Origin of the sequence: Shewanella decolorationis (assembly GCF_004354305.1) — a bacterium.
GTDB lineage: Bacteria > Pseudomonadota > Gammaproteobacteria > Enterobacterales > Shewanellaceae > Shewanella > Shewanella decolorationis.
Window position 1 is genome coordinate 1,116,846 of the sequence record NZ_CP037898.1, and the last position, 20,311, is coordinate 1,137,156.

Below are 20,311 nucleotides of genomic sequence, written 5' to 3' on the forward strand. Positions count from 1 at the left end.
TAGATAAAGTTAGCGTGGAGACTGATAATGCTGCGGAATGATTCGTACTGTTTTGACCATATTATCCGCGACTTCAATCACTTCTAATGGGTAACCCGCTAGGCGAAGGCTAGTGTTCTCGGCGGGGATATCCTCTAAATACTCTAAGATCAAGCCATTGAGGGTTTTAGGGCCATCGGTTGGGAAATCCCATTTCATTTCTTTATTCAAATCACGGATAGTGATACTGGCATCGACTAAGTAGCTTCCATCCTGTTGGGCAGTAATATCTTCACTCGGTGTGGCCAACATGGAGGTGGTGAAGTCACCGACAATTTCTTCGAGAATATCTTCGAGTGTCACCAATCCTTGGATATCACCGTATTCATCGACCACTAGGCCGATGCGCTCTTTATTGTGCTGAAAGTTGGCTAATTGCACATTGAGCGATGTTCCTTCGGGAATAAAGTAGAGTTCTTTTACGGCGCGTAGCAATGAGGATTTACTGAACTGCTCCTTTGATTGCAGGCGCAGTGCGTCACGCAGATGAATAAAACCAACGGCATCGTCAATGGTATCGCGGTATACCAACACTCGAGTATGCGGGCTTTGGATCACTTGGCGATTGATAAATTTAAAGTCATCGTTGACGTTAATCGCGTAGATATCCGAGCGCGGCACCATGATGTCTTCAACGGTCACTTTTTCTAAATCGAGAATCGATAACAGCATCTCTTGGTGGCGTTGGGGGATCAAGGCACCAGCTTCGTGTACGACCGTCCTTAATTCTTCTTGGCTAAGTGCATCGCTGCTACTGATACTTTTAATACCAAAGAGACGCAGTATGCCTGTAGTGATCCAGTTAACACTGCTGACCACGTAGGCAAAAATCGTTGATAAGCCAATAAGCAAAATACTCGATGGGAAGGCAATACGTTCCGGGTTCAAGGCGGCGATAGTTTTTGGGGTGACTTCGGCAAAGACCAAAACGACCAAGGTCAGTACCCCTGTGGCGACCGCGACGCCTAAATCGCCCCAAAGGCGCATCCCAATAATGGTCGCAATGGCTGAGGCGAGAATATTAACGAGGTTATTACCTATCAGAATCAAGCCAATTAAGCGGTCAGGACGTTCGAGTAGCTTGAGGGCGCGTATCGCACCTTTATGGCCGTTTGAGGCGAGATGCCTTAACCGATAGCGGTTAAGGGTCATCATGGCGGTTTCAGAACCTGAAAAGTAGGCAGAACAAAGGATAAGCACTAGTAAGAAAATGAGGAGTGCGCTTGTCGATATAGCGTCCAAAAATAGGCTCCAATCAGGCCGATAAGGTTAAGTTGATACCGAGAAATAAACGGGGTGTCAAGTCAGCTTAGGGAATTAGCGCCTAAGCTGACTTGAAATTATTAACTAAGAATTAACTCTTTGACAATCCGAGCGCCAAAATAAGCTAAGGATAACAAGGTCGCGCCGGTTAAGGTGTAAATGACCGCGGTGCGAATTTTACAGCCGACCCAATACTGCTGCCATAACATGGCGATATACACAAACCACGCGACGATAGACAGAATCGCCTTATGGCCTTTGCCATCGGCAAACATATCATCGAGGAAGATAAACCCAGTGGCGAGGGATAAACTCAGTAAAATCACCCCAATAATCACAAGATGATAGAGCTGTTTTTCTACCGTCATCAGCGGCGGAATGCCTGGGCTTAGCATTAATTGTTTCTTCTTGAGTTTATTTTGGATCATCGCCAGCTGAATCGCGTACAGGGCGGCGATCATCAGGGCGCTGTATGCCATAAGAGAGAGCACTACGTGGGCCAAAACCTCAGGGTACAGCTCAAAGTGAGTAATAAACTTAGGTGGCAATAACCAGAGTAGGGCTACAGAGAGCACAGAACAGGCGTAAACCACTGGCACAACCACAATCACTTTTAGCCTAAACATCATCACGGTAAAGGTGAAGGCGATGATCCAGTTCACTAACGAGATCACATTAGTGAGGCTGAAGTTTTGTCCATCGGTCGTAAAAATCGCTTGAGACAGGGCGGCAGCGTGTAAAATCACGGCGATGGCGGCGACACCTGCAACGGCCTTACGATTAGGACCTTCAGGATGGAACAGTCGACTTGTCACTAATACCAATGCGATGCAATAAAAAAACATGGCTGAGGCAGAAAAAATGACCATGGGTAATTAACCTATTCGTGTTGTTAATGGTGCCTTAAAAGCGGGGCATACAGATCAATATTTTGCCTAGAATAACATGAGCCGTCGGCAAATGGGCAGTGACATAAGTTGCAAAATTTAGCAGATTCTTATTGTTAGACGTAAATAGTCGTAGGCGAATCGCAAAATATGGCCTAAAGCAGGTTAGTTGCCGAAGTTAACGCAAGTAGGGCATAGCAGTAGCATAATGCGCCCGCATCGTTATAATACAGCCCATTAATCGAGATCCTAAAGGTATAGAGCAGGACGATGTTTGAGAATCTAACCGACAGACTGTCACGCACGCTGAAAAATATCAGTGGCCGTGGTCGCTTAACCGAAGAAAACGTTAAGGAAACCCTGCGCGAAGTGCGTATGGCGCTGCTGGAGGCCGATGTTGCCCTGCCTGTGGTGCGTGAATTCGTTAACAATGTAAAAGAACGTGCCGTTGGTCAGGAAGTGGCGAAGAGCTTAAGTCCTGGTCAAGCCTTTATTAAGATTGTTCAAAGTGAACTTGAAAAATCCATGGGCGAGGCCAACCAAGCTCTGGATTTAGCCACTCAGCCGCCAGCCGTGGTGATGATGGCGGGTCTTCAAGGTGCGGGTAAAACGACCAGCGTTGCCAAACTGGGTAAATTGCTGCGTACGCGTCATAAAAAATCGGTTCTGGTCGTCAGTGCAGACGTTTACCGCCCTGCGGCGATTAAACAGCTTGAAACCTTAGCGACCGAAGTCGATGTAGAGTTCTTCCCATCGGATGTGAGCCAAAAGCCAATCGATATCGCCAAGGCGGCCATTGCCCACGCTAAGCTTAAATTTATCGATGTGGTGATTCTCGACACCGCGGGTCGTCTGCACGTCGATGAAGCCATGATGGATGAAATCAAGGCGCTACATGCGGCGGTTAAACCGATTGAGACACTGTTTGTGGTCGATGCTATGACGGGTCAAGACGCGGCAAACACGGCCAAAGCCTTTAACGAAGCGCTGCCGCTCACTGGTGTGATTTTAACTAAGGTTGACGGTGATGCGCGCGGCGGTGCGGCATTATCGATTCGCCACATTACCGGCAAGCCGATTAAATTCCTCGGTGTTGGCGAGAAGACCGATGCCCTAGAGCCTTTCCATCCCGACCGTATAGCCTCACGTATTCTTGGTATGGGCGACGTATTATCGCTTATCGAAGAAGTTGAGCGCGGTGTCGATAAAGACAAGGCGATGAAGCTGGCTTCTAAAGTGAAGCAGGGCGGCAGTTTTGATCTCGAAGATTTCCGCGAGCAGCTACAGCAGATGAAAAACATGGGCGGCATGATGAGCATGATTGAAAAGCTGCCCGGTGTGGGTCAATTACCACCCGATGCCCTAGCGCAAATCCAAGACGGTAAAATGACCCGTCAAATGGAAGCCATCATTAACTCAATGACGGCCAAAGAGCGCAAAAACCCCGATTTAATCAAAGGCTCACGTAAGCGCCGTATCGCTGCGGGTTCTGGCACACAAATTCAAGACGTGAACCGTTTATTGAAACAGTTTACCCAAATGCAAAAGATGATGAAAAAGATGTCGGCCAAGGGCGGCATCCAGAAGATGATGCGCGGAATGCGTGGTATGATGCCTGGCGGCATGAAATTTCCGGGCCGTTAATTCTGGCGATTTTCATCAAAGTTGATGTTTTATCAGTTGGTTGATTCTATTTGAAATGAGGCGGGCAATCCTAAGGCAGGTTTAATAATCGCCAGATTTGGTTGCATTCGTTGAAAAGTCAGGTAAAATCTTCCGGCTTTCTATCTGGGACTCTTCGCGAACACGGGGTTCCAGTTTTTATTTTTGCTTCAAGCAAATCATTAGAGGATTGAAAACGCATGGTTACCATTCGTTTAGCTCGTGGTGGCGCTAAAAAGCGTCCATTTTACAACATCGTTGTTGCTGACAGCCGTAACGCTCGTGACGGTCGTTTCATTGAGCGTGTTGGTTTCTTCAACCCATTGGCTCGTGGCCAAGAAGAAACTTTACGTTTAGACCTAGCTCGCGTTGAGCACTGGGTTGCGAACGGCGCTGCGACAACTGATCGCGTAGCAAAATTGATCAAAGACGCTAAAGCAGCTGCTTAATAGCGTTAAGGTATAGATTGATGAGCAGTAACCAACAGCCAGTCGTACTGGGGAAATTAGGCTCCTGTCATGGCATTAAAGGTTGGCTGAAAATCACCGCCTATACCGATTCTGTTGAAGGTATCTTTGACTATTCACCTTGGCTTATTAAAGAAAATGGTGAATGGCGCGAAGTAAAAGTCATTCAGTGGCGTTACCAAGGCAAGGCGGTTGTCGCCGAGCTTGAAGGTGTCACCACGCGGGAGCGAGCACAAATGCTCACCAATTGCGAAATTGGGATCCTGCCAGAGCAGATGAACGATTTGCCAGAAGACGAGTTCTATTGGCGTGACCTCATCGGTTGTGAAGTGATTAATACCAATGGCTACAACATGGGTGTTGTCGATCAAATCGTGGAAACCGGTTCGAACGACGTGCTTTTAGTGAAAGCCAACGCGAAAGATAGCTTCGGCAAAGTGGAACGTATGCTTCCCTTTGTCCCAGGGCAATTCATCTTAAAGGTGGATGTCCAAGGTAAACAGATTTTAGTGGATTGGGATCCTGACTTTTAAGTCGAGGTACAACATATGTGGTTAGGGGTAATAACCCTGTTCCCAGAAATGTTTCGTGCCGTAACAGACTTTGGGGTTACGGGTCGTGCCGTGAAGAACGGTCTGCTTGAGTTGCACACGTGGAATCCTCGCGATTTCACCCATGATAGACACAGTACGGTGGATGACAGGCCTTACGGCGGTGGTCCTGGTATGTTGATGATGGTGCAACCCTTACGCGATGCCATCCATGCTGCGAAAGCGGCGGCAGGCGAAGAGGCAAAGGTGATTTACTTGTCACCTCAAGGACGCAAGCTGGATCAGCAAGGCGTCACTGAGTTGGCTGAATCATCCCGGTTGATTCTGGTGTGTGGTCGATACGAAGGTATTGATGAACGCATCATTCAAACGGAAGTGGATGAAGAATGGTCGGTTGGGGATTACGTGCTTTCGGGCGGCGAATTACCTGCAATGACCTTGATAGATGCAGTATCGAGATTGGTTCCTGGCGTGCTAGGAAAACAAGCTTCGGCGGAGCAAGATTCTTTCTCCGACGGTTTACTGGACTGTCCTCATTACACGCGCCCTGAAAGCTTAGATGGACTCGATGTACCCGCAGTACTGCTAAGTGGCAACCACGAACAAATTAGACTCTGGCGTTTGCAGCAAAGCCTTGGTAGGACTTTTCTAAGACGGCCAGAATTATTTGAAAATCTAGCTCTGACTGACGAACAATCGACTCTTTTAGCGCAGTTCGTTGAAGCAATGGACAAGAATGCTTAGTCGTAGCTCAGTTAATTCTAGAACGGAGTAAGTTATGAACAACATCATTAAAATGCTCAACGATGAGCAAATGAAACAAGACGTACCTGCGTTTGGTGCTGGTGATACAGTAGTAGTTCAGGTTCGTGTTAAAGAAGGTGATAAAGAGCGTTTACAGGCTTTCGAAGGCGTTGTAATTGCTAAACGTAACCGTGGTCTGCACTCTGCATTCACAGTACGTAAAATCTCTAATGGCGAAGGTGTTGAGCGTGCATTCCAAACGCACAGCCCTCTGATCGCTAGCATTGAAGTTAAGCGTCGTGGCCGCGTTCGTCGCGCCAAACTGTACTACTTACGTGATCGTTCAGGTAAATCTGCACGTATCCGTGAAAAGCTGGCTACTAAGTAATAGTACCCGCTACAGAAAACAAGACGTAGTGTTCGCACAGAAAACCGCCCTCGTGGCGGTTTTTTGTTGCCTAAAGTTTATCTTTTTAGCCATTTCGAGTGCGTTTAAGGCTTTCTACAGACAACCACTACCACTATGCCTTCAAGTCTTCGCCTTGTCTAAAGCGCGTTTAACTCCCGCTGAATGAACAGATAGTTAATGCGATGGGTATAAATGCTGAATTTGTTAAATTCTTCCTTGATCTTCTGCCAATTAATAGGCATATTGGTCACTCGTTGTAATGGTGTATCATTACGATATTACATTATGGCCTCGGCTATTTATTCTTCCCCGCAGCGGTTTGAGATCCAGACTCCTGAGCAAATGGGGATATGACTTCAGTTTTAGGTGGTAAGCATGCAACAGGATACGATCAATAACGTACACATCAGTTCAGAGAAAGTCCTTATTACACCGCAGGAGCTAAAAGCGACTCTGCCACTCTCTGAGCACGCGTATCGTTATATCCTCAATGCACGCAAAACCGTGGCGGATATTGTCCATAAGCGCGATCACCGCGTGCTTATCATCACAGGACCTTGTTCTATCCATGATATCGATGCCGCCAAGGAATACGCTTTAAAGCTTAAAAAGTTACACGATGAACTCAGCGATGAGTTCTACATCTTAATGCGAGTCTACTTTGAGAAGCCACGTACCACAGTGGGTTGGAAGGGGATGATTAACGACCCCGATATGGATGAATCCTTCGATGTCGAAAAAGGCTTAAAGATGGCGCGTGAGTTGATGATTTGGCTCGCCGAGCTTGAGCTGCCCGTCGCCACCGAAGCGCTCGATCCTATCAGTCCGCAATATATTTCGGAGCTAGTGACTTGGTCAGCTATTGGTGCTCGCACGACTGAATCGCAAACCCACAGGGAAATGGCGTCGGGTTTATCTATGCCCGTTGGTTTTAAAAATGGCACAGACGGAAAGCTAGATGTAGCCATTAACGCGCTGAAATCGGCGGCCAGCAGCCACAGATTTATGGGGATTAACCAACAGGGCCAAGTGGCGTTATTGCAAACCGCGGGTAACCCAGATGGGCATGTGATCCTCCGCGGTGGCGCAACGCCAAACTACGATGCTGCAAGTGTGGCTGAATGTGAGGCGCAGCTTCATAAGGCCAAACTCAATGCTCGTCTTATTATCGATTGTAGCCATGGTAATTCCTCTAAGGATTACACCAGGCAAGTCCCCGTGTGCGAAGATGTGTTTGCCCAGATCTACAACGGCAATAAGTCCATCATAGGCGTGATGTTAGAAAGCCATTTAAACGAAGGTAATCAAAGTTGTGATAAACCATTAAGCGAATTGGCCTATGGGGTTTCTGTGACAGACTCCTGTATTAATTGGGAAAAAACCGAAAGCGTTTTACGTGCGGGCGCATCGAAGTTATCTTCGGTATTGCCAACGCGTTTTGATATGCTCAAAGTGGCCAATGCTTGAGAGCAAATCTTAAGTGCCTAACGTTTAAACACCTTCCTTTTAGGTGGGTAGTGGACCGATAAGATGAACGAAAAAACCACAACTGAATTAGAACACCTTCGCGGACTTATCGATGGTGTCGACCAGCAATTGCTGCATTTACTGCGTAAACGGCTAGATTTAGTCGCGCAGGTGGGCACAGTTAAGCATGCTGCAGGCCTGCCGATTTATGCGCCGCAACGTGAAGCTGCAATGCTGGCAAAACGCCGCGAAGAAGCCAAAACCATGGGTATTGCGCCGCAACTGATTGAAGATATCTTGCGCCGCTTGATGCGTGAGTCCTATCTCAACGAGAAGGATGTCGGCTTTAAGCAAGTCAAAAACGATCTCGGCTCGGTCGTGATTGTGGGTGGTAAGGGTCAGCTTGGTGGATTGTTTCAACAAATGCTGTCGCTCTCGGGTTACCAAGTTAAAGTGCTGGATAAAGACGACTGGCAACAAGCGGAAACCTTATTTGCCGACGCTGGCTTGGTATTGGTGACTGTGCCTATTGCGATCACCTGCGACATTATCCGTGAGAAACTGACCCAATTACCGCAGGAATGTATCTTAGCCGACTTAACCTCGATCAAGACTGAGCCTATGAATGCCATGTTGGCCGCTCATAAGGGGCCCGTTGTCGGGTTTCATCCCATGTTTGGCCCCGATGTCGGCAGTTTGGCTAAACAGGTGGTGGTGGTGTGCCATGGGCGTGAAGCCGATAAATACCAATGGTTACTCGAGCAAATTGAAATTTGGGGCGCACGGATTGTCGAAGCAGAACCTGAACGTCACGACAATGCGATGCAGCTGGTACAGGCGATGCGCCACTTCTCAACCTTTGTGTATGGTTTGAATCTTTGCAAAGAAGAAGCGGATATCGAAACCCTGCTGCAATTTAGCTCACCTATCTATCGCTTAGAACTCGCCATGGTCGGGCGTTTGTTTGCCCAAAGCCCAGAACTCTATGCCGATATTATTTTTGCCCAGCAGGATAGCCAACATGCGATTGGTGATTATTTGGATAACTATCGCGAAGCATTAGAGTTGTTAAAACGGGGCGATAGGGACGCGTTTATCAGCCAGTTCCAAACGGTGGCAAAATGGTTTGGTGATTTTGCACCTCAGTTTCAGCGTGAAAGCCGCATGATGCTGCAATCGGTAAATGATATGAAAACAAACTGATAATGAATAAGTTACCCATAAAATGCCCATCTTTGATGGGCATTTTTTATGCTTTTTGTGCTGGTTCAATTGTATTAATTAGTAATTGCTTAAGGTGATCTCCCTCTAAGAATTGACATACAAAGAAAGAAAACACTGTCGCTTATTTTCGCTTTCGGTAGACTATTTTTAAACATGCAAAAATAAAGCATGAATTTAAATTAGGAGTCTATCCATGTTTTGTATTCAGTGTGAGCAAACTATTCGTACCCCAGCTGGCAATGGTTGTAGCTATGCCCAAGGCATGTGTGGCAAATTGGCCGCGACCTCAGATCTGCAAGACTTGTTAATCTATATGCTGCAAGGTGTTTCAGTGTATGCGACTAAGGCGCGTGAACTGGGCGTCATTAACCCTGAGGTGGATACCTTTGTTCCTAAAGCTTTTTTCTCGACCTTAACCAACGTCAACTTCGATGATGAACGCATCATCGCCTATGCTAAGCAGGCGGCTGAGTACCGTGAAAGTTTAAAAAATGCCTATGAAGCGGCGTGTGAAGCCGCGGGTAAACAGGCTGAATCGCTCCCGCCTGTGGCACAATTTGTATTGGGCACCAGCAAGCCTGAAATGTTGTCTCAAGCACCTGTCGCCTTACTCAATAAAGATAAAAATGAGGTCCACGAAGATATCCTTGGGCTGAGACTACTGTGCTTATATGGCCTTAAAGGGGCTGCGGCTTACATGGAACACGCCCGTGTTTTAGGTAAAACCGATGCTGAAATTGCTGGTCGCTTCCATGAGATTATGGCGTTTCTCGGTGAGCCGAGTGTCGATGCTGACAAACTGTTCACCACGGCCATGGATATTGGTCAACTGAATTACCGCATCATGGCCATGCTCGATGCGGGCGAGACCGAAGCCTTTGGCCATCCTGAACCGACCGTTGTCAACACTAAAGCCGTTAAAGGCAAAGCGATTCTGGTTTCTGGCCATGATATGAAGGACTTAGAGCTTATCCTCGAGCAAACGGCGGGCAAAGGCATCAATGTTTATACCCATGGCGAAATGCTGCCCGCGCTGGCGTATCCCGCCTTTAAAAAATATGCCCATTTAGTGGGTAACTACGGCAGTGCCTGGCAGAACCAGCAAAAAGAATTCGCTAATTTCCCTGGCGCCGTAGTGATGACCTCAAACTGCATTATTGACCCGAATGTGGGCCAATACAGCGACCGTATCTTTACTCGCAGTATCGTGGGTTGGCCTGGTGTGACCCATGTAATTGGGGACGATTTTTCAGTTGTGATCGACAAGGCGCTCGCACTCGATGGCTTCCAATACGATGAAATCCCTCACAATATCACCATCGGTTTTGCCCGTAATGCCTTAATGGCCGCAGCGCCGACTGTGGTGGAAAACGTGAAAAACGGTTCTATCAAACACTTCTTCTTAGTCGGTGGTTGTGATGGTGATAAGTCGGAGCGGAGTTATTTCACCGATTTAGCGAAATCGGCGCCAAAGGATTCCGTCATCCTGACCTTAGGTTGTGGTAAGTACAAATTCAACAAGCTGGAATTTGGCGATATCAACGGTATTCCGCGCTTACTCGACATTGGCCAATGTAACGATGCCTATTCTGCTATTCAGTTGGCTATCGCGCTATCACAAATCTTTGAATGCGATATCAATGAATTACCATTGAATCTTGTGCTTTCATGGTTTGAGCAAAAAGCCATTGTCGTGCTGCTGACACTGTTGTCACTCGGGGTGAAAAACATCCGTACCGGCCCAACGCCGCCGGCGTTTTTAACAGCCAATCTTGCCAACATTTTGGAAGAAAAATTTGGTCTGCGTAACACCACCACAGTTGAAGCCGATCTGAAGACCATGCTGAACGTGGCCTAGGCTGATTGATGTATGGAGTCACTGCGGCTTTGTGCTAAAGCCGCAGTGTTATGGATACAAAGACGATGAATATCAGTACTATGCAAAATATCATGCCAAGTTCCGTTTTATCTTCTGCGCCTGCAAGTGTTGTGGGCTTTAGCCAGTTAGTGTGTGTGGAGCGCTGGAACGAAACCGCCAATGTGGTGAGTTTTCGCTTTCAAGCCGGTGAGCCGATGAAGTTTGATTATAAGCCTGGGCAATTTATGACCTTAGTGCTAGAGATCAACGGTGAGCAGGCTTGCCGCAGTTATACCTTGTCCTCAACCCCTTCGAGACCCTATTCCTTAATGTTAACCATTAAGCGAGTCGATGGCGGACTGGTGTCGAATTACTTGATTGATCATTTACAACCGGGGCAAACGGTACGAGTCCTGCCGCCAACAGGGCAGTTTAATCTGTTTGATATTCCTGCCAAAAAATACCTATTTTTGAGTGCAGGCTGTGGGATCACGCCCATGTATTCGATGTCGCGTTATTTAACTGATAGCCAAATAAATGCCGACATTGCCTTTGTGCACAGCGCTCGTACACAGGCCGATATTATTTTTAAAACCTCATTAGAGACCATGGCTACGCGCCATCGAGATTTTAAGCTGCGCTACATTATTGAGGATGTCACCGCTGACACGGCTTGGCATCCCGAGGCGGTATTGCATGATGTCGGCCGTTTAAGTGCCGATAATCTACGATATTTAGTGCCCGATTTTGCCGAGCGAACCGTGTTTTTGTGCGGCCCAGAGCCTTATATGCAGGCGGTCAAAACGATTCTAGCTGAGCTTAACTTCGATATGACTCAGTTGTATCACGAGAGTTTTGCCACAGCGGTGAAAGAGGCGCAATCCCGCGTAAAACAAGCCGAAATGCAGGCTGAAGCTCCTGTGAGTGGCAGTAACAGCTTTATGTTATCCATTGGCGATAAAAAGCGGGCTTTAACGGCCGAGCAAACTTTACTCGAGGGGATTGAAGCCGAAGGCTTGCCGATAATTGCGGCTTGCCGTTCGGGCGTATGCGGCGCGTGCAAATGCCGAGTGCTCGAAGGGGAGACTGAGTCCACAAGCAGTATGACCTTAACGCCTACCGAAATCGAAGCCGGATATGTGTTAGCTTGCTCGACTAAACTCAAGTCAGATGTGACGCTATCTTTGACCTGACATTAGGGCGTGTTTACGTTTCAGGGTTATTTTTGCAGCAATTTGGCTGGCTTTTATGCAAGGCAAAGTCCGTGCAGTGTAGTTATTCTACATAAACGGACGATAACGCGGCAGAAAAGCCAGCCAAATGCTGCCCGAAGGGTTCGTCTGGCAAGCCCTTGCTCTTACTTTCTGGCATAAGAGCCGCTCGTCATTTGAGTAGAATAACTACACATCATTCCTCGTTTCGCGAGCACGTGCTTGCCAGAACGAACAAAATCTAATCTCGAAACGTCAACACGCCCTAGCCTTTGAAGGGCATAGGTTGATTCAAAACATCGGTGGTTTAAAAGATCTCGCGTGGAAATATTTTTGCGCCTTAGTTGCGATTATGTCTACGAGAACGTAAGGTTAAAGACGAGGGCGGAGTAAAGCCCTGTCCCATAGTCTGGCTGGAGTCTCTCAATGACAACGACAACCACATATGCCGCAAAAATTGAAGATCGCAGCTTAGGCCATTTGCTTTACGCCTTAATGTCAGGCTTTCCGCTGTTACTGCTGCCGGTATTGTTGAGCCTATTTATCAACTTGTCTCAACGACATACGCAAGGTAATGCCTTGCTGGCATCACATCTACGCTGGCAGCGTCACTCCAATGTGATATTTCTTGGTCTGTTAGTGTTGGGCTATTGTCTGCCCATCACTTGGCTCAGTCTTTCGATTTATCTCTTTGGTATTATTTGGTTTTGCCATCGGATTATTAAAGGCTGGTTAAGCCTGTTGGATGGTTTAGAAGTCTAAAACTTGTGCTAGAGTCTCTTCATCTTAGGGTGATTAGAGACTCTTATGACTAGTTATCAAATTCTCTGTATTCTCTGTGCGTTAGCCTTAGTCACGTCTGTGGCATCTTCGCGTTTGCATAAGCTGCAAGAAACCGTCGCCATTACCGCATTAGCCTTGGGAATGAGCCTGTTGCTTTTACTGGGTGGTAAAGCGCTTGGCGGCCATGTTTATGGTTACTTTGTGGCGGGGCTGGAGAAGCTCGACTTTCAGGCGCTATTGCTCAATGGCATGTTAGGTTTTCTCTTATTTGCCGGGGCATTGCAGATCCGCTTAAAAATCTTAAGGCATCAGAAATGGGAAATTCTCATTCTTGCCTTTGTCAGTACCTTACTCTCGACTTTTATCGTCGGTGGTTTGTTTTATTACATCGCTCCCATGCTGGGATTACCCTTGGCCTTAAGCCATTGTTTGCTCTTTGGTGCCTTGATTTCACCCACAGATCCGATTGCTGTGTTAGCCATTCTGAAGAAGATGGGCGCGCCCGAAGATATTGCTATTCAGGTAGAAGGGGAGTCGCTCTTTAACGATGGTATAGGGCTAGTGATTTTTGTGGCCATTTCCCATCTGGCTTTTTCAACCGAGCCGCTGACCTTCTCGCAAATTTCGCTATTGTTTGTTCAAGAGGCGCTCGGTGGCGTCGTTTATGGCGCGGTCCTCGGCGTATTGCTGCACCATTTCTTTCGCTACTGTGAGGAAGAAACCCAGTTGATGCTGGTCACTTTGCTGATCCCGACGGCGGGTTATGTCATAGCAGAAGTGTTAGGTGTGTCGGGGCCGCTGGCGATGGTCAGTGCGGGAATGATTATCGGCAACTTCAGCGTGCCTAAGTATTTTGTGCGCCATGAGCGGGTGAAACTCTACACTTTTTGGTCACTGATTGAGTCCTTCTTTAATGCGTTGCTGTTCCTTCTGCTGGGATTATTACTCTTGCTCGTCACCTTTAAGGCGCCATTATGGTGGTTTATGTTAGTGGCTATTCCATTGGTGTTAACGGCGCGGGCGGTGAGTGTATTTTTGCCCTATATCGGATTTAGGTTGGTGAAGTCTTACAATCCCTATGCCGAGTCGATACTCATTTGGGGTGGGCTCAGAGGCGGTTTAGCCTTGGCCATGGCGATGAGTTTACCCGAGGGGGTGATTATCGATTCACAAAGCGGTGTCGAGCTGCGAGAGCTACTGCTCGTGATGACCTATGCCGTGGTGGTGTTTTCCATCCTAGTGCAGGGCTCGAGTATGACGGGGTTAATTCGCCGCAGTAATGCGGTGGCAACAGATACCAATAGCCAGATTGCGCCTGAACGAACCTAGCCCTGCTGCGTTTAAGCTCGAGACCTAAAATCCTAAAAGCCCTAAACAATACAGCCACGATGTCTGTGGCTGTATGTTCCTTAGTATCCTTATACGCTCAAATTAACGATACAACTCCCTCACGACGTCGGCCATCAATGCTAATGAATCATGTTCTTTATCTTCTTCGAGGGGGCAATTCAGCACTAGGCCATCGGCTCTGAGCTGTTTAATCCCTTGAGTTTGCAGTGGCAGCGCATCTTCGCTGATGGCATAACAAGGGTTAATCACTATGGGGAGATGACTGTGGGCCTTAATTTGAATAAGGCTTGCTAAATCCAAGGTGGGTAAGTTGGCATTGTTATAGGTACGAATGCCAGAGTCACATAGGATAAGCTGTTGGTTACCTTGACTTAAAATCGTCTCCGTTGCTGCCATAAACTCCTCATAACTGGCCATATCGTTACGTTCGAGGAATAGCGGGATCGGCAAGGTGCCTGCCTGAGTCAGCAAAGCCTGATTAAACATTTGTTTGCCCGTGAAGAACAGCATGTCGGCATTATCAGTCGCCAATGGCATATCCGTCGCCTGTTCGATGGCGATAACACAAAGCAAATCATACTGATGCAGGGTTTGGCGCAGCTTAGGGATGATAGCTTCGGCCGAGGCAAGTGAGTGGCATCCGTCTAAAATTACCGCTTGAAAACCCGCTTCTTTTAGCTGTTTTACTCTGCGCTCAAAGGCGGATAAGGCGGCCTGTGACGACTCTAGTTGCAGCAGGCTTTTGCTCAGCGTGATCTTGGCAATGGCACCAATATGGCCTGCGCCAATGGTAAAGGGGCCGCAGTGAATTTCACTCGCCTGCGCCTTGTACGCCTTACTGAAACGATAGGGGGACGGGTCAAGGCTCACCGTACTTATCACCTCCGCTTTTGAGGTGCTCGGCTCGATAAGTAATTGGCTATTACTGAGTTGTGTCGGTTTGACGGTTTCACAGGGGTAACATCCTAATACTTTGATAAAACGCGTGATCCTCTCGAGCTGCTTGAGCCCTTGCTGCATGGCTTCGCTGGAGATATTGGCGTCGATATCCAGATAGAACATTTCTTCCCACGGCGTACCAGGAATAGGGCGAGATTCGAGTTTGCTCATATTCAGCTGATGCGCCTTAAGCACCAATAGGGCTTCAACCAAGGCCCCTGCCTTTTGGCCAGTAGCCATGATCAGGGTGGTTTTAGCGGGTAATTGCTCGGGTACGGCTACGGCTTTTCGAGCCACCACGATAAAGCGGCTCTGGTTAATTTTTTGGTTTGCCAGACCCGACTCAATCGACTCGAGTTGGTACAGCGCGCCACCTTCTGTGCTACCAATTGCAGCGGCGCTATTGTCGGCAGATTGATTGACCTTCTCCATTGCTTCGGCGCTGCTAGAGCAATATTCCAGTCTTAAGTCTTTGTGCTGGCTCAGATAACGGCTGCACTGACTAATTGGCTGCGGATGGGCATAGACGGTTTTGATATCGCTTAGTTTGCTGCCCGGTTTACCCAACAGGCAATGGCTGACTTCGATAGTCGTCTCGCCAACGATGGAGAGGCTCGTATGTTGCAGCACGTCATATACTTCGTTGATAGAGCCGGACGAAGTGTTTTCAATCGGCAAAAAGCCATAGTCGGCGTGGCCTGACTCAACCGCTTGGACAATCTCATCGAAACTTTGGCAGCCTAAATCGAGCATCTCAACCTGACGACGTTGGCAATAGCGTGAGGCGGCCAGGTAAGAGTAGGAGCCGCGGGCACCGAGGTAGGCGATGCAGTATTGTTGTTTTTGCGTTTCTGGATTGGCGCGGCCGTGGAGATAAGCCTGCTGGTTGAGGACAGAGTCTTCGATAATGCTTTGATACAGGGAGATCACGTAATGGGCATCTAAACCTTTTTCTCGGCCAGCGGTAACTAATCTTGCCAGCAGTTCTTTTTCCCTTTGGGTGTCGCGAATGGGTCTCACATCCACTTCTTTACTGCGGGCCACTTCAAGGCTTAGGCGTCGACGTTCGGCGAGTAACGAGAGAAGCTCATTGTCGAGGTGAGTAATTTGTTCTCGCGTTTGATTTAAAGGCTGTGGTTTTTGCATTCTGACCTCATTTGCCACCGTATTATCGAGCGTTTAAGACGAAAAAGCCTCCCAGTGGGAGGCTTTGGATTTTTACTTTCGTTTTTACACAGTAAATCCGCCTCCTAGAGTGGGGGTGTAAAAAAGAAAGTAAAAAAAGCTGCGGTATTTGTTTTCATAGGGAGTAAAACTAAAGGGCGAGGGCGTGGCTGTCAATCAAAAATTATTCAATCGCGATTTTCTTTCCTCTTCTCGTTGCTAGGCTGCAATTATTCCTGAGCTAATCGTCATTTCGCCTTCGAGCCAAATAAAAAGGCGAAGAAATTCTTCGCCTTTTCAGCCTTGTTAGCGATTATTCGCCTAATTCTACGCCAGCACGATTGATCAGGAACTGAGTTAAAATTGGCACAGGGCGACCGGTTGAACCTTTATTCGCGCCACTGTTCCAGGCAGTCCCCGCCACGTCTAAGTGAGCCCAGTTGTACTTCTTGGCGAAACGAGACAGGAAACAAGCCGCAGTAATCGCGCCCGCTGGACGACCACCGAGGTTGGTCATATCGGCAAATGGGCTATCGAGCATATCTTGGTACTCATCCCATAATGGCATGCGCCATGCGCGGTCACCACTTTGCTCACCTGCATTGAGCAGCTCGTGTGCCAGAGGGTTGTGTGATGAGAACAGGCCTGAGGCATGTTTGCCTAAAGCAATCACACAGGCGCCCGTCAGTGTTGCCGTGTCGATCACCAGCTCTGGATCGAAACGTTCAACATAGGTTAATACGTCACACAGTACCAGACGGCCTTCGGCGTCGGTGTTCAGAACTTCAACGGTTTGCCCTGACATGGTGGTTAAAATGTCACCTGGGCGGTAAGCGTTGCCCGATGGCATGTTTTCACAACCTGCGAGAATACCGACGACGTTGATAGGTAGCTTCATCTCACAAATGGCTTTCATGGTGCCGATCACACCAGCAGCGCCACCCATGTCGTATTTCATTTCATCCATGGCTTCGCCCGGTTTTAATGAAATCCCGCCTGAATCGAAGGTCAAGCCTTTACCAATCAATACGATAGGTTTTTCAGTGCTGTCGACGGCACCTTTGTATTCCATCACTGTCATAATGGATTCATTGGCGCTGGCGCGGCCAACGGCAAGGTAAGAGTTCATGCCGAGTTTTGCCATTTGCTCTTCGCCCACAGTCGTGACATGCAGGTTTTCGTGAACTTCGGCCAATTGGCGAGCTTGAGAGGCTAAATAGGCTGGATTACAGATATTTGGCGGCATGTTAGCCACATCGCGGCATAAATGCATACCGGCAGACACTGCCATGCCGTGCTCAATCGCACGCTCACCTAAGGTCAGTTCGCGACGAGTTGGGACATTAAACACTAACTTGCGCAGCGGACGACGAGTCTCACCTTTACGGGTTTTGAGCGCATCGAAGCTATATAAACTGCTATTGGTCGTTTCGACTGCTTGGCGAACTTTCCAATAGGTATCGCGACCTTTCACGTGTAACTCGGTCAAGAAGCACACAGCTTCCATTGAACCTGTTTCATTTAAGGTGTTGATGGTTTTAGTGATGATCTGCTTGTACTGGCGTTCGTCTAGTTCTCGTTCTTTGCCGCAACCGACTAACAGCACTCGTTCACTCAATACGTTAGGAACGTGGTGCAGTAATAACATTTGGCCTGGCTTACCTTCTAAATCGCCGCGACGCAGTAGATTACTGATATAACCTTCGCTAATCTTGTCTAATTGCTCGGCGATGCCAGATAGACGGCGGGGTTCATAAACACCGACAACGATGCAGGCTGAGCGTTGTTTTTCGGGGCTACCGCTCTTTACGCTAAACTCCATGAGCACTCCTAGATTCTTAAAGACAAATTTTTATATTTATTGGATAATGTCTGCTTGTCCCGAAAAGGGCCTAAGTTATTACTCCAAAGGTGATTTATTCTCGGCACTTGAGTCACGTTTTTGTGAAATATCCGTGACATTTATCGTTTGCCAGGAACCCCTGAAGCTGGTCAGAAAACTACCAAAAGTAAACAGTTTACATGAAAGTTAGTCTGTTACCAGCAAAAAGATAAGTTTAGAGACCGGATCCTACCTGTGATTGTATTTAGATACCTTATTCGAGAAGTTTTAAAGGCGCAAATTGCAGTACTTTTTGTACTGTTAACTATTTTTATTAGCCAGCATTTCGTGCGCATATTGGCCGACGCCTCAGACGGTGAATTTCCTGCTTCTCTTATCGCTACCTTGATAGGCCTCAACTTACCCTATCTGGTTGTTCTCGTTTTACCTTTAAGTTTGTTCCTTGGGATCCTTATGGCCCACGGCCGCATGTATGCCGAGAATGAAATGGTCATTCTCCACGGTGTTGGCGTAAGTGAATGGTATGTTACCCGAGTAACTTTGATCCTTGCCGTTATCAACATGTTGTTTACTGGCTATTTATCCCTCTATGTCGCGCCTTGGGCCGAGGAGCAACAAAACCAAGTGCTCGAAAAAGCCCAATCCGAGGCGGGCCTTGCCGCGTTAGTGCAAGGGCGTTTTCAGGCGAGTCCTAACGGCCGTGCTGTGCTGTTTGTTGAGCGTATCGGCAAGGATAACGACTTGGATAAAGTGTTTGTTGCCCAGTTACCCGACCCAAATGACGAAATTGGTTTAACCAATGTGGTTGTAGCTAAAGGGGGGCGTGTCATTGAAGATCAAAACGGCTCGCAGCAATTACAGCTCAATGATGGGGTACGCTATCAGGGCAGCCCACAACAGAAAGACTACCAAATGATTGAATTTGGTGGCTATAAGATGCAAATCAAAGAGCAACAGGTCGATGAGCGTCGCCGCAAACTCTCAGCCTTACCGCTGACTGAATTGATGAAAGTCGAAGGACCAGAAGCCGTGGCCGAGTTCCATTGGCGTTTAGCGATTCCGCTGGCGATTCCTATCATGACACTCATTGCCGTGCCGCTGGCGCGAGTCAATGTGCGCCAAGGAAAATTTGCCAAAATGCTTCCCGCGGTGCTGTTATATCTTGGCTATTTTGGCCTGATGGTCGCGGGGCGGAAAGCGTTGCAAGATGGTGTTATTCCACAGTATTTGGGGATGTGGTGGATCCATTTATCGGCACTGATTATGGGGATTTTGCTCCTCGGTAAAGACAGACCTTTATTTGCCCGTTTATCGGCGGTAATGGCGCGTAAAAAGGTGGCCGCATGAAGATTTTAGACCTTTATATCGCCAGAGTTTTATTGAGCACCTCGGCGTTATGTTTACTGGTGTTGACAGGTTTGTCGGGCATTATTAAGTGGGTGGACCAACTGCGACTAGTAGGTCGTGGTACTTACACTATGATGGATGCGGGGATTTATGTGTTATTCCTCGTGCCCCGCGATATTGAAATGTTTTTCCCGATGGCGGTGCTGTTAGGTGCCTTGATCGGTATGGGGATGCTGGCCTCTAATTCGGAGCTTGTCGTCATGCAAGCATCGGGCATGTCGCGGTTGCAAATCACCTTATCCGCGATGAAAACCGCTGTGCCGTTGATGTTGCTGGTGATGGCATTGGGAGAGTGGGGCGCGCCAGTGGCCGAGCAAAAGGCCAATGAACTCCAAGCCATTAAACTCTCCGGCGGCAGTTTGATTAAATCCCACCGAGGCATTTGGGCTAAGGACGGTGATTTGTTTGTCAATATTGGCGAAGTCGCTGATATCGATAAGCTAAACAATATTACTTTATATAAGTTTAACAGTGAGTTAAAACTAACCAATGTGGTGCATGCTAAAAGCGCATTTTTTAGCAAAGACAGTTGGCATCTCACAGATGTAAAACGCACAGATCTTAGTTATGACGAGGTTAAGCTCGAACATTTAGATGAAGATATTTGGCGTTCAAGCTTGACGCCCGACAAACTCAGCGTGGTATCGGTCAAGCCCGAGGCATTATCGATCCGCGGCTTAATGGGGTACTTAGAGTATCTTAACAGCAATAGCCAAGACCCAAGCCGCTACGAATTAGCCCTTTGGCGTAAGGTGATGCAGCCTGTTACCGTTGGGGTGATGATGCTGGTGGCCTTATCCTTTGTGTTTGGGCCGCTACGGACAGTCACTATGGGAGCGCGGGTGTTGCTCGGCGTGGTGGCAGGGTTTAGCTTCTATATCAGTAACGAGATCTTTGGTCCCATGAGTATGGTATATGAGTTGCCCGCCTACGTGGGGGCCATCGCGCCGAGTCTGTTATTTACTGGTATTGCCTTCTACTTTATCCGGCGGTGATCACTCACGGGGAATAAAAAACGACGCCATGGCGTCGTTTTTTATTGG

17 protein-coding genes and 1 other annotated feature are annotated in these 20,311 nt (G+C 47.9%); of the genes, 13 read left to right on the plus strand and 4 right to left on the minus strand.

The genetic code is table 11. The features are described 5' to 3' along the window. Positions 1-9: 9 nt before the first annotated feature. The gene (locus tag EYR25_RS04930) at positions 10-1,281 is read right to left on the minus strand and encodes an HlyC/CorC family transporter (protein ID WP_133178710.1); all 1,272 of its coding nucleotides are present in this window, start codon (positions 1,279-1,281) and stop codon (positions 10-12) included. Positions 1,282-1,382: 101 nt separating this feature from the next. Continuing rightward, a complete protein-coding gene (locus EYR25_RS04935) occupies positions 1,383-2,171 on the minus strand; it encodes a cytochrome C assembly family protein (protein ID WP_133178711.1) in 789 nt (262 codons plus the stop codon). 288 nt (positions 2,172-2,459) lie between these two features. Between EYR25_RS04935 and ffh the strand changes: the two genes are divergently transcribed. The 11 genes from ffh to EYR25_RS04995 all read left to right on the plus strand — a co-directional run bounded on the left by ffh (position 2,460) and on the right by EYR25_RS04995 (position 13,894). After that, positions 2,460-3,833 (plus strand): signal recognition particle protein, encoded by a 1,374-nt coding sequence (gene ffh / locus EYR25_RS04940; protein WP_011623589.1) that lies wholly within the window; start codon positions 2,460-2,462, stop codon positions 3,831-3,833. Between the two features lie 218 nt (positions 3,834-4,051). After that, positions 4,052-4,300, plus strand: coding sequence for a 30S ribosomal protein S16 (gene rpsP / locus EYR25_RS04945; RefSeq protein ID WP_011071566.1), 249 nt, complete (start codon positions 4,052-4,054; stop codon positions 4,298-4,300). 20 nt (positions 4,301-4,320) lie between these two features. After that, on the plus strand, positions 4,321-4,851 hold the full coding sequence (gene rimM / locus EYR25_RS04950; RefSeq protein WP_011717865.1) for a ribosome maturation factor RimM: 531 nt from the start codon (positions 4,321-4,323) through the stop codon (positions 4,849-4,851). Between the two features lie 15 nt (positions 4,852-4,866). Beyond that, the gene (trmD, locus tag EYR25_RS04955) at positions 4,867-5,613 is read left to right on the plus strand and encodes a tRNA (guanosine(37)-N1)-methyltransferase TrmD (protein WP_011623586.1); all 747 of its coding nucleotides are present in this window, start codon (positions 4,867-4,869) and stop codon (positions 5,611-5,613) included. Positions 5,614-5,647: 34 nt separating this feature from the next. Further along, positions 5,648-6,001, plus strand: coding sequence for a 50S ribosomal protein L19 (rplS, locus tag EYR25_RS04960; RefSeq protein ID WP_006080791.1), 354 nt, complete (start codon positions 5,648-5,650; stop codon positions 5,999-6,001). Between the two features lie 396 nt (positions 6,002-6,397). After that, a complete protein-coding gene (locus tag EYR25_RS04965; RefSeq protein WP_133178712.1) occupies positions 6,398-7,489 on the plus strand; it encodes a 3-deoxy-7-phosphoheptulonate synthase in 1,092 nt (363 codons plus the stop codon). Between the two features lie 63 nt (positions 7,490-7,552). After that, positions 7,553-8,692, plus strand: a complete 1,140-nt coding sequence (gene tyrA / locus EYR25_RS04970) for a bifunctional chorismate mutase/prephenate dehydrogenase (protein ID WP_023266808.1) — start codon at positions 7,553-7,555, stop codon at positions 8,690-8,692. A 214-nt stretch (positions 8,693-8,906) separates the two neighbouring features. Next, positions 8,907-10,571 carry a hydroxylamine reductase gene (gene hcp / locus EYR25_RS04975; protein WP_133178713.1) on the plus strand — a complete coding sequence of 555 codons (1,665 nt, stop codon included), beginning with the start codon at positions 8,907-8,909 and terminating at the stop codon, positions 10,569-10,571. Between the two features lie 50 nt (positions 10,572-10,621). After that, positions 10,622-11,764 carry an FAD-binding oxidoreductase gene (locus EYR25_RS04980; protein WP_165953464.1) on the plus strand — a complete coding sequence of 381 codons (1,143 nt, stop codon included), beginning with the start codon at positions 10,622-10,624 and terminating at the stop codon, positions 11,762-11,764. A gap of 444 nt (positions 11,765-12,208) precedes the next feature. Continuing rightward, positions 12,209-12,544, plus strand: a complete 336-nt coding sequence (locus tag EYR25_RS04990) for a hypothetical protein (RefSeq protein WP_011623581.1) — start codon at positions 12,209-12,211, stop codon at positions 12,542-12,544. Between the two features lie 45 nt (positions 12,545-12,589). Continuing rightward, positions 12,590-13,894: a cation:proton antiporter gene (locus tag EYR25_RS04995; protein WP_133178714.1), complete on the plus strand. Its 1,305-nt coding sequence runs from the start codon at positions 12,590-12,592 to the stop codon at positions 13,892-13,894. A gap of 102 nt (positions 13,895-13,996) precedes the next feature. Here the strand turns inward: EYR25_RS04995 and EYR25_RS05000 are convergent, their stop codons facing one another. Both EYR25_RS05000 and pepA read right to left on the minus strand, forming a co-directional pair. Then, on the minus strand, positions 13,997-16,000 hold the full coding sequence (locus EYR25_RS05000) for a chorismate mutase (RefSeq protein WP_133178715.1): 2,004 nt from the start codon (positions 15,998-16,000) through the stop codon (positions 13,997-13,999). A 37-nt stretch (positions 16,001-16,037) separates the two neighbouring features. After that, positions 16,038-16,156: a sequence feature (Phe leader region), on the minus strand. Positions 16,157-16,331: 175 nt separating this feature from the next. Further along, a complete protein-coding gene (gene pepA / locus EYR25_RS05005; protein WP_011626868.1) occupies positions 16,332-17,840 on the minus strand; it encodes a leucyl aminopeptidase in 1,509 nt (502 codons plus the stop codon). A gap of 255 nt (positions 17,841-18,095) precedes the next feature. Here pepA and lptF point away from each other — a divergent pair, with 255 nt between their 5' ends. Both lptF and lptG read left to right on the plus strand, forming a co-directional pair. Then, positions 18,096-19,208 carry an LPS export ABC transporter permease LptF gene (lptF, locus tag EYR25_RS05010; RefSeq protein ID WP_023268196.1) on the plus strand — a complete coding sequence of 371 codons (1,113 nt, stop codon included), beginning with the start codon at positions 18,096-18,098 and terminating at the stop codon, positions 19,206-19,208. Then, positions 19,205-20,263: an LPS export ABC transporter permease LptG gene (gene lptG, locus EYR25_RS05015; protein ID WP_133178716.1), complete on the plus strand. Its 1,059-nt coding sequence runs from the start codon at positions 19,205-19,207 to the stop codon at positions 20,261-20,263. The genes lptF and lptG overlap by 4 nt, the downstream gene beginning before the upstream one ends. Positions 20,264-20,311 lie beyond the last annotated feature (48 nt).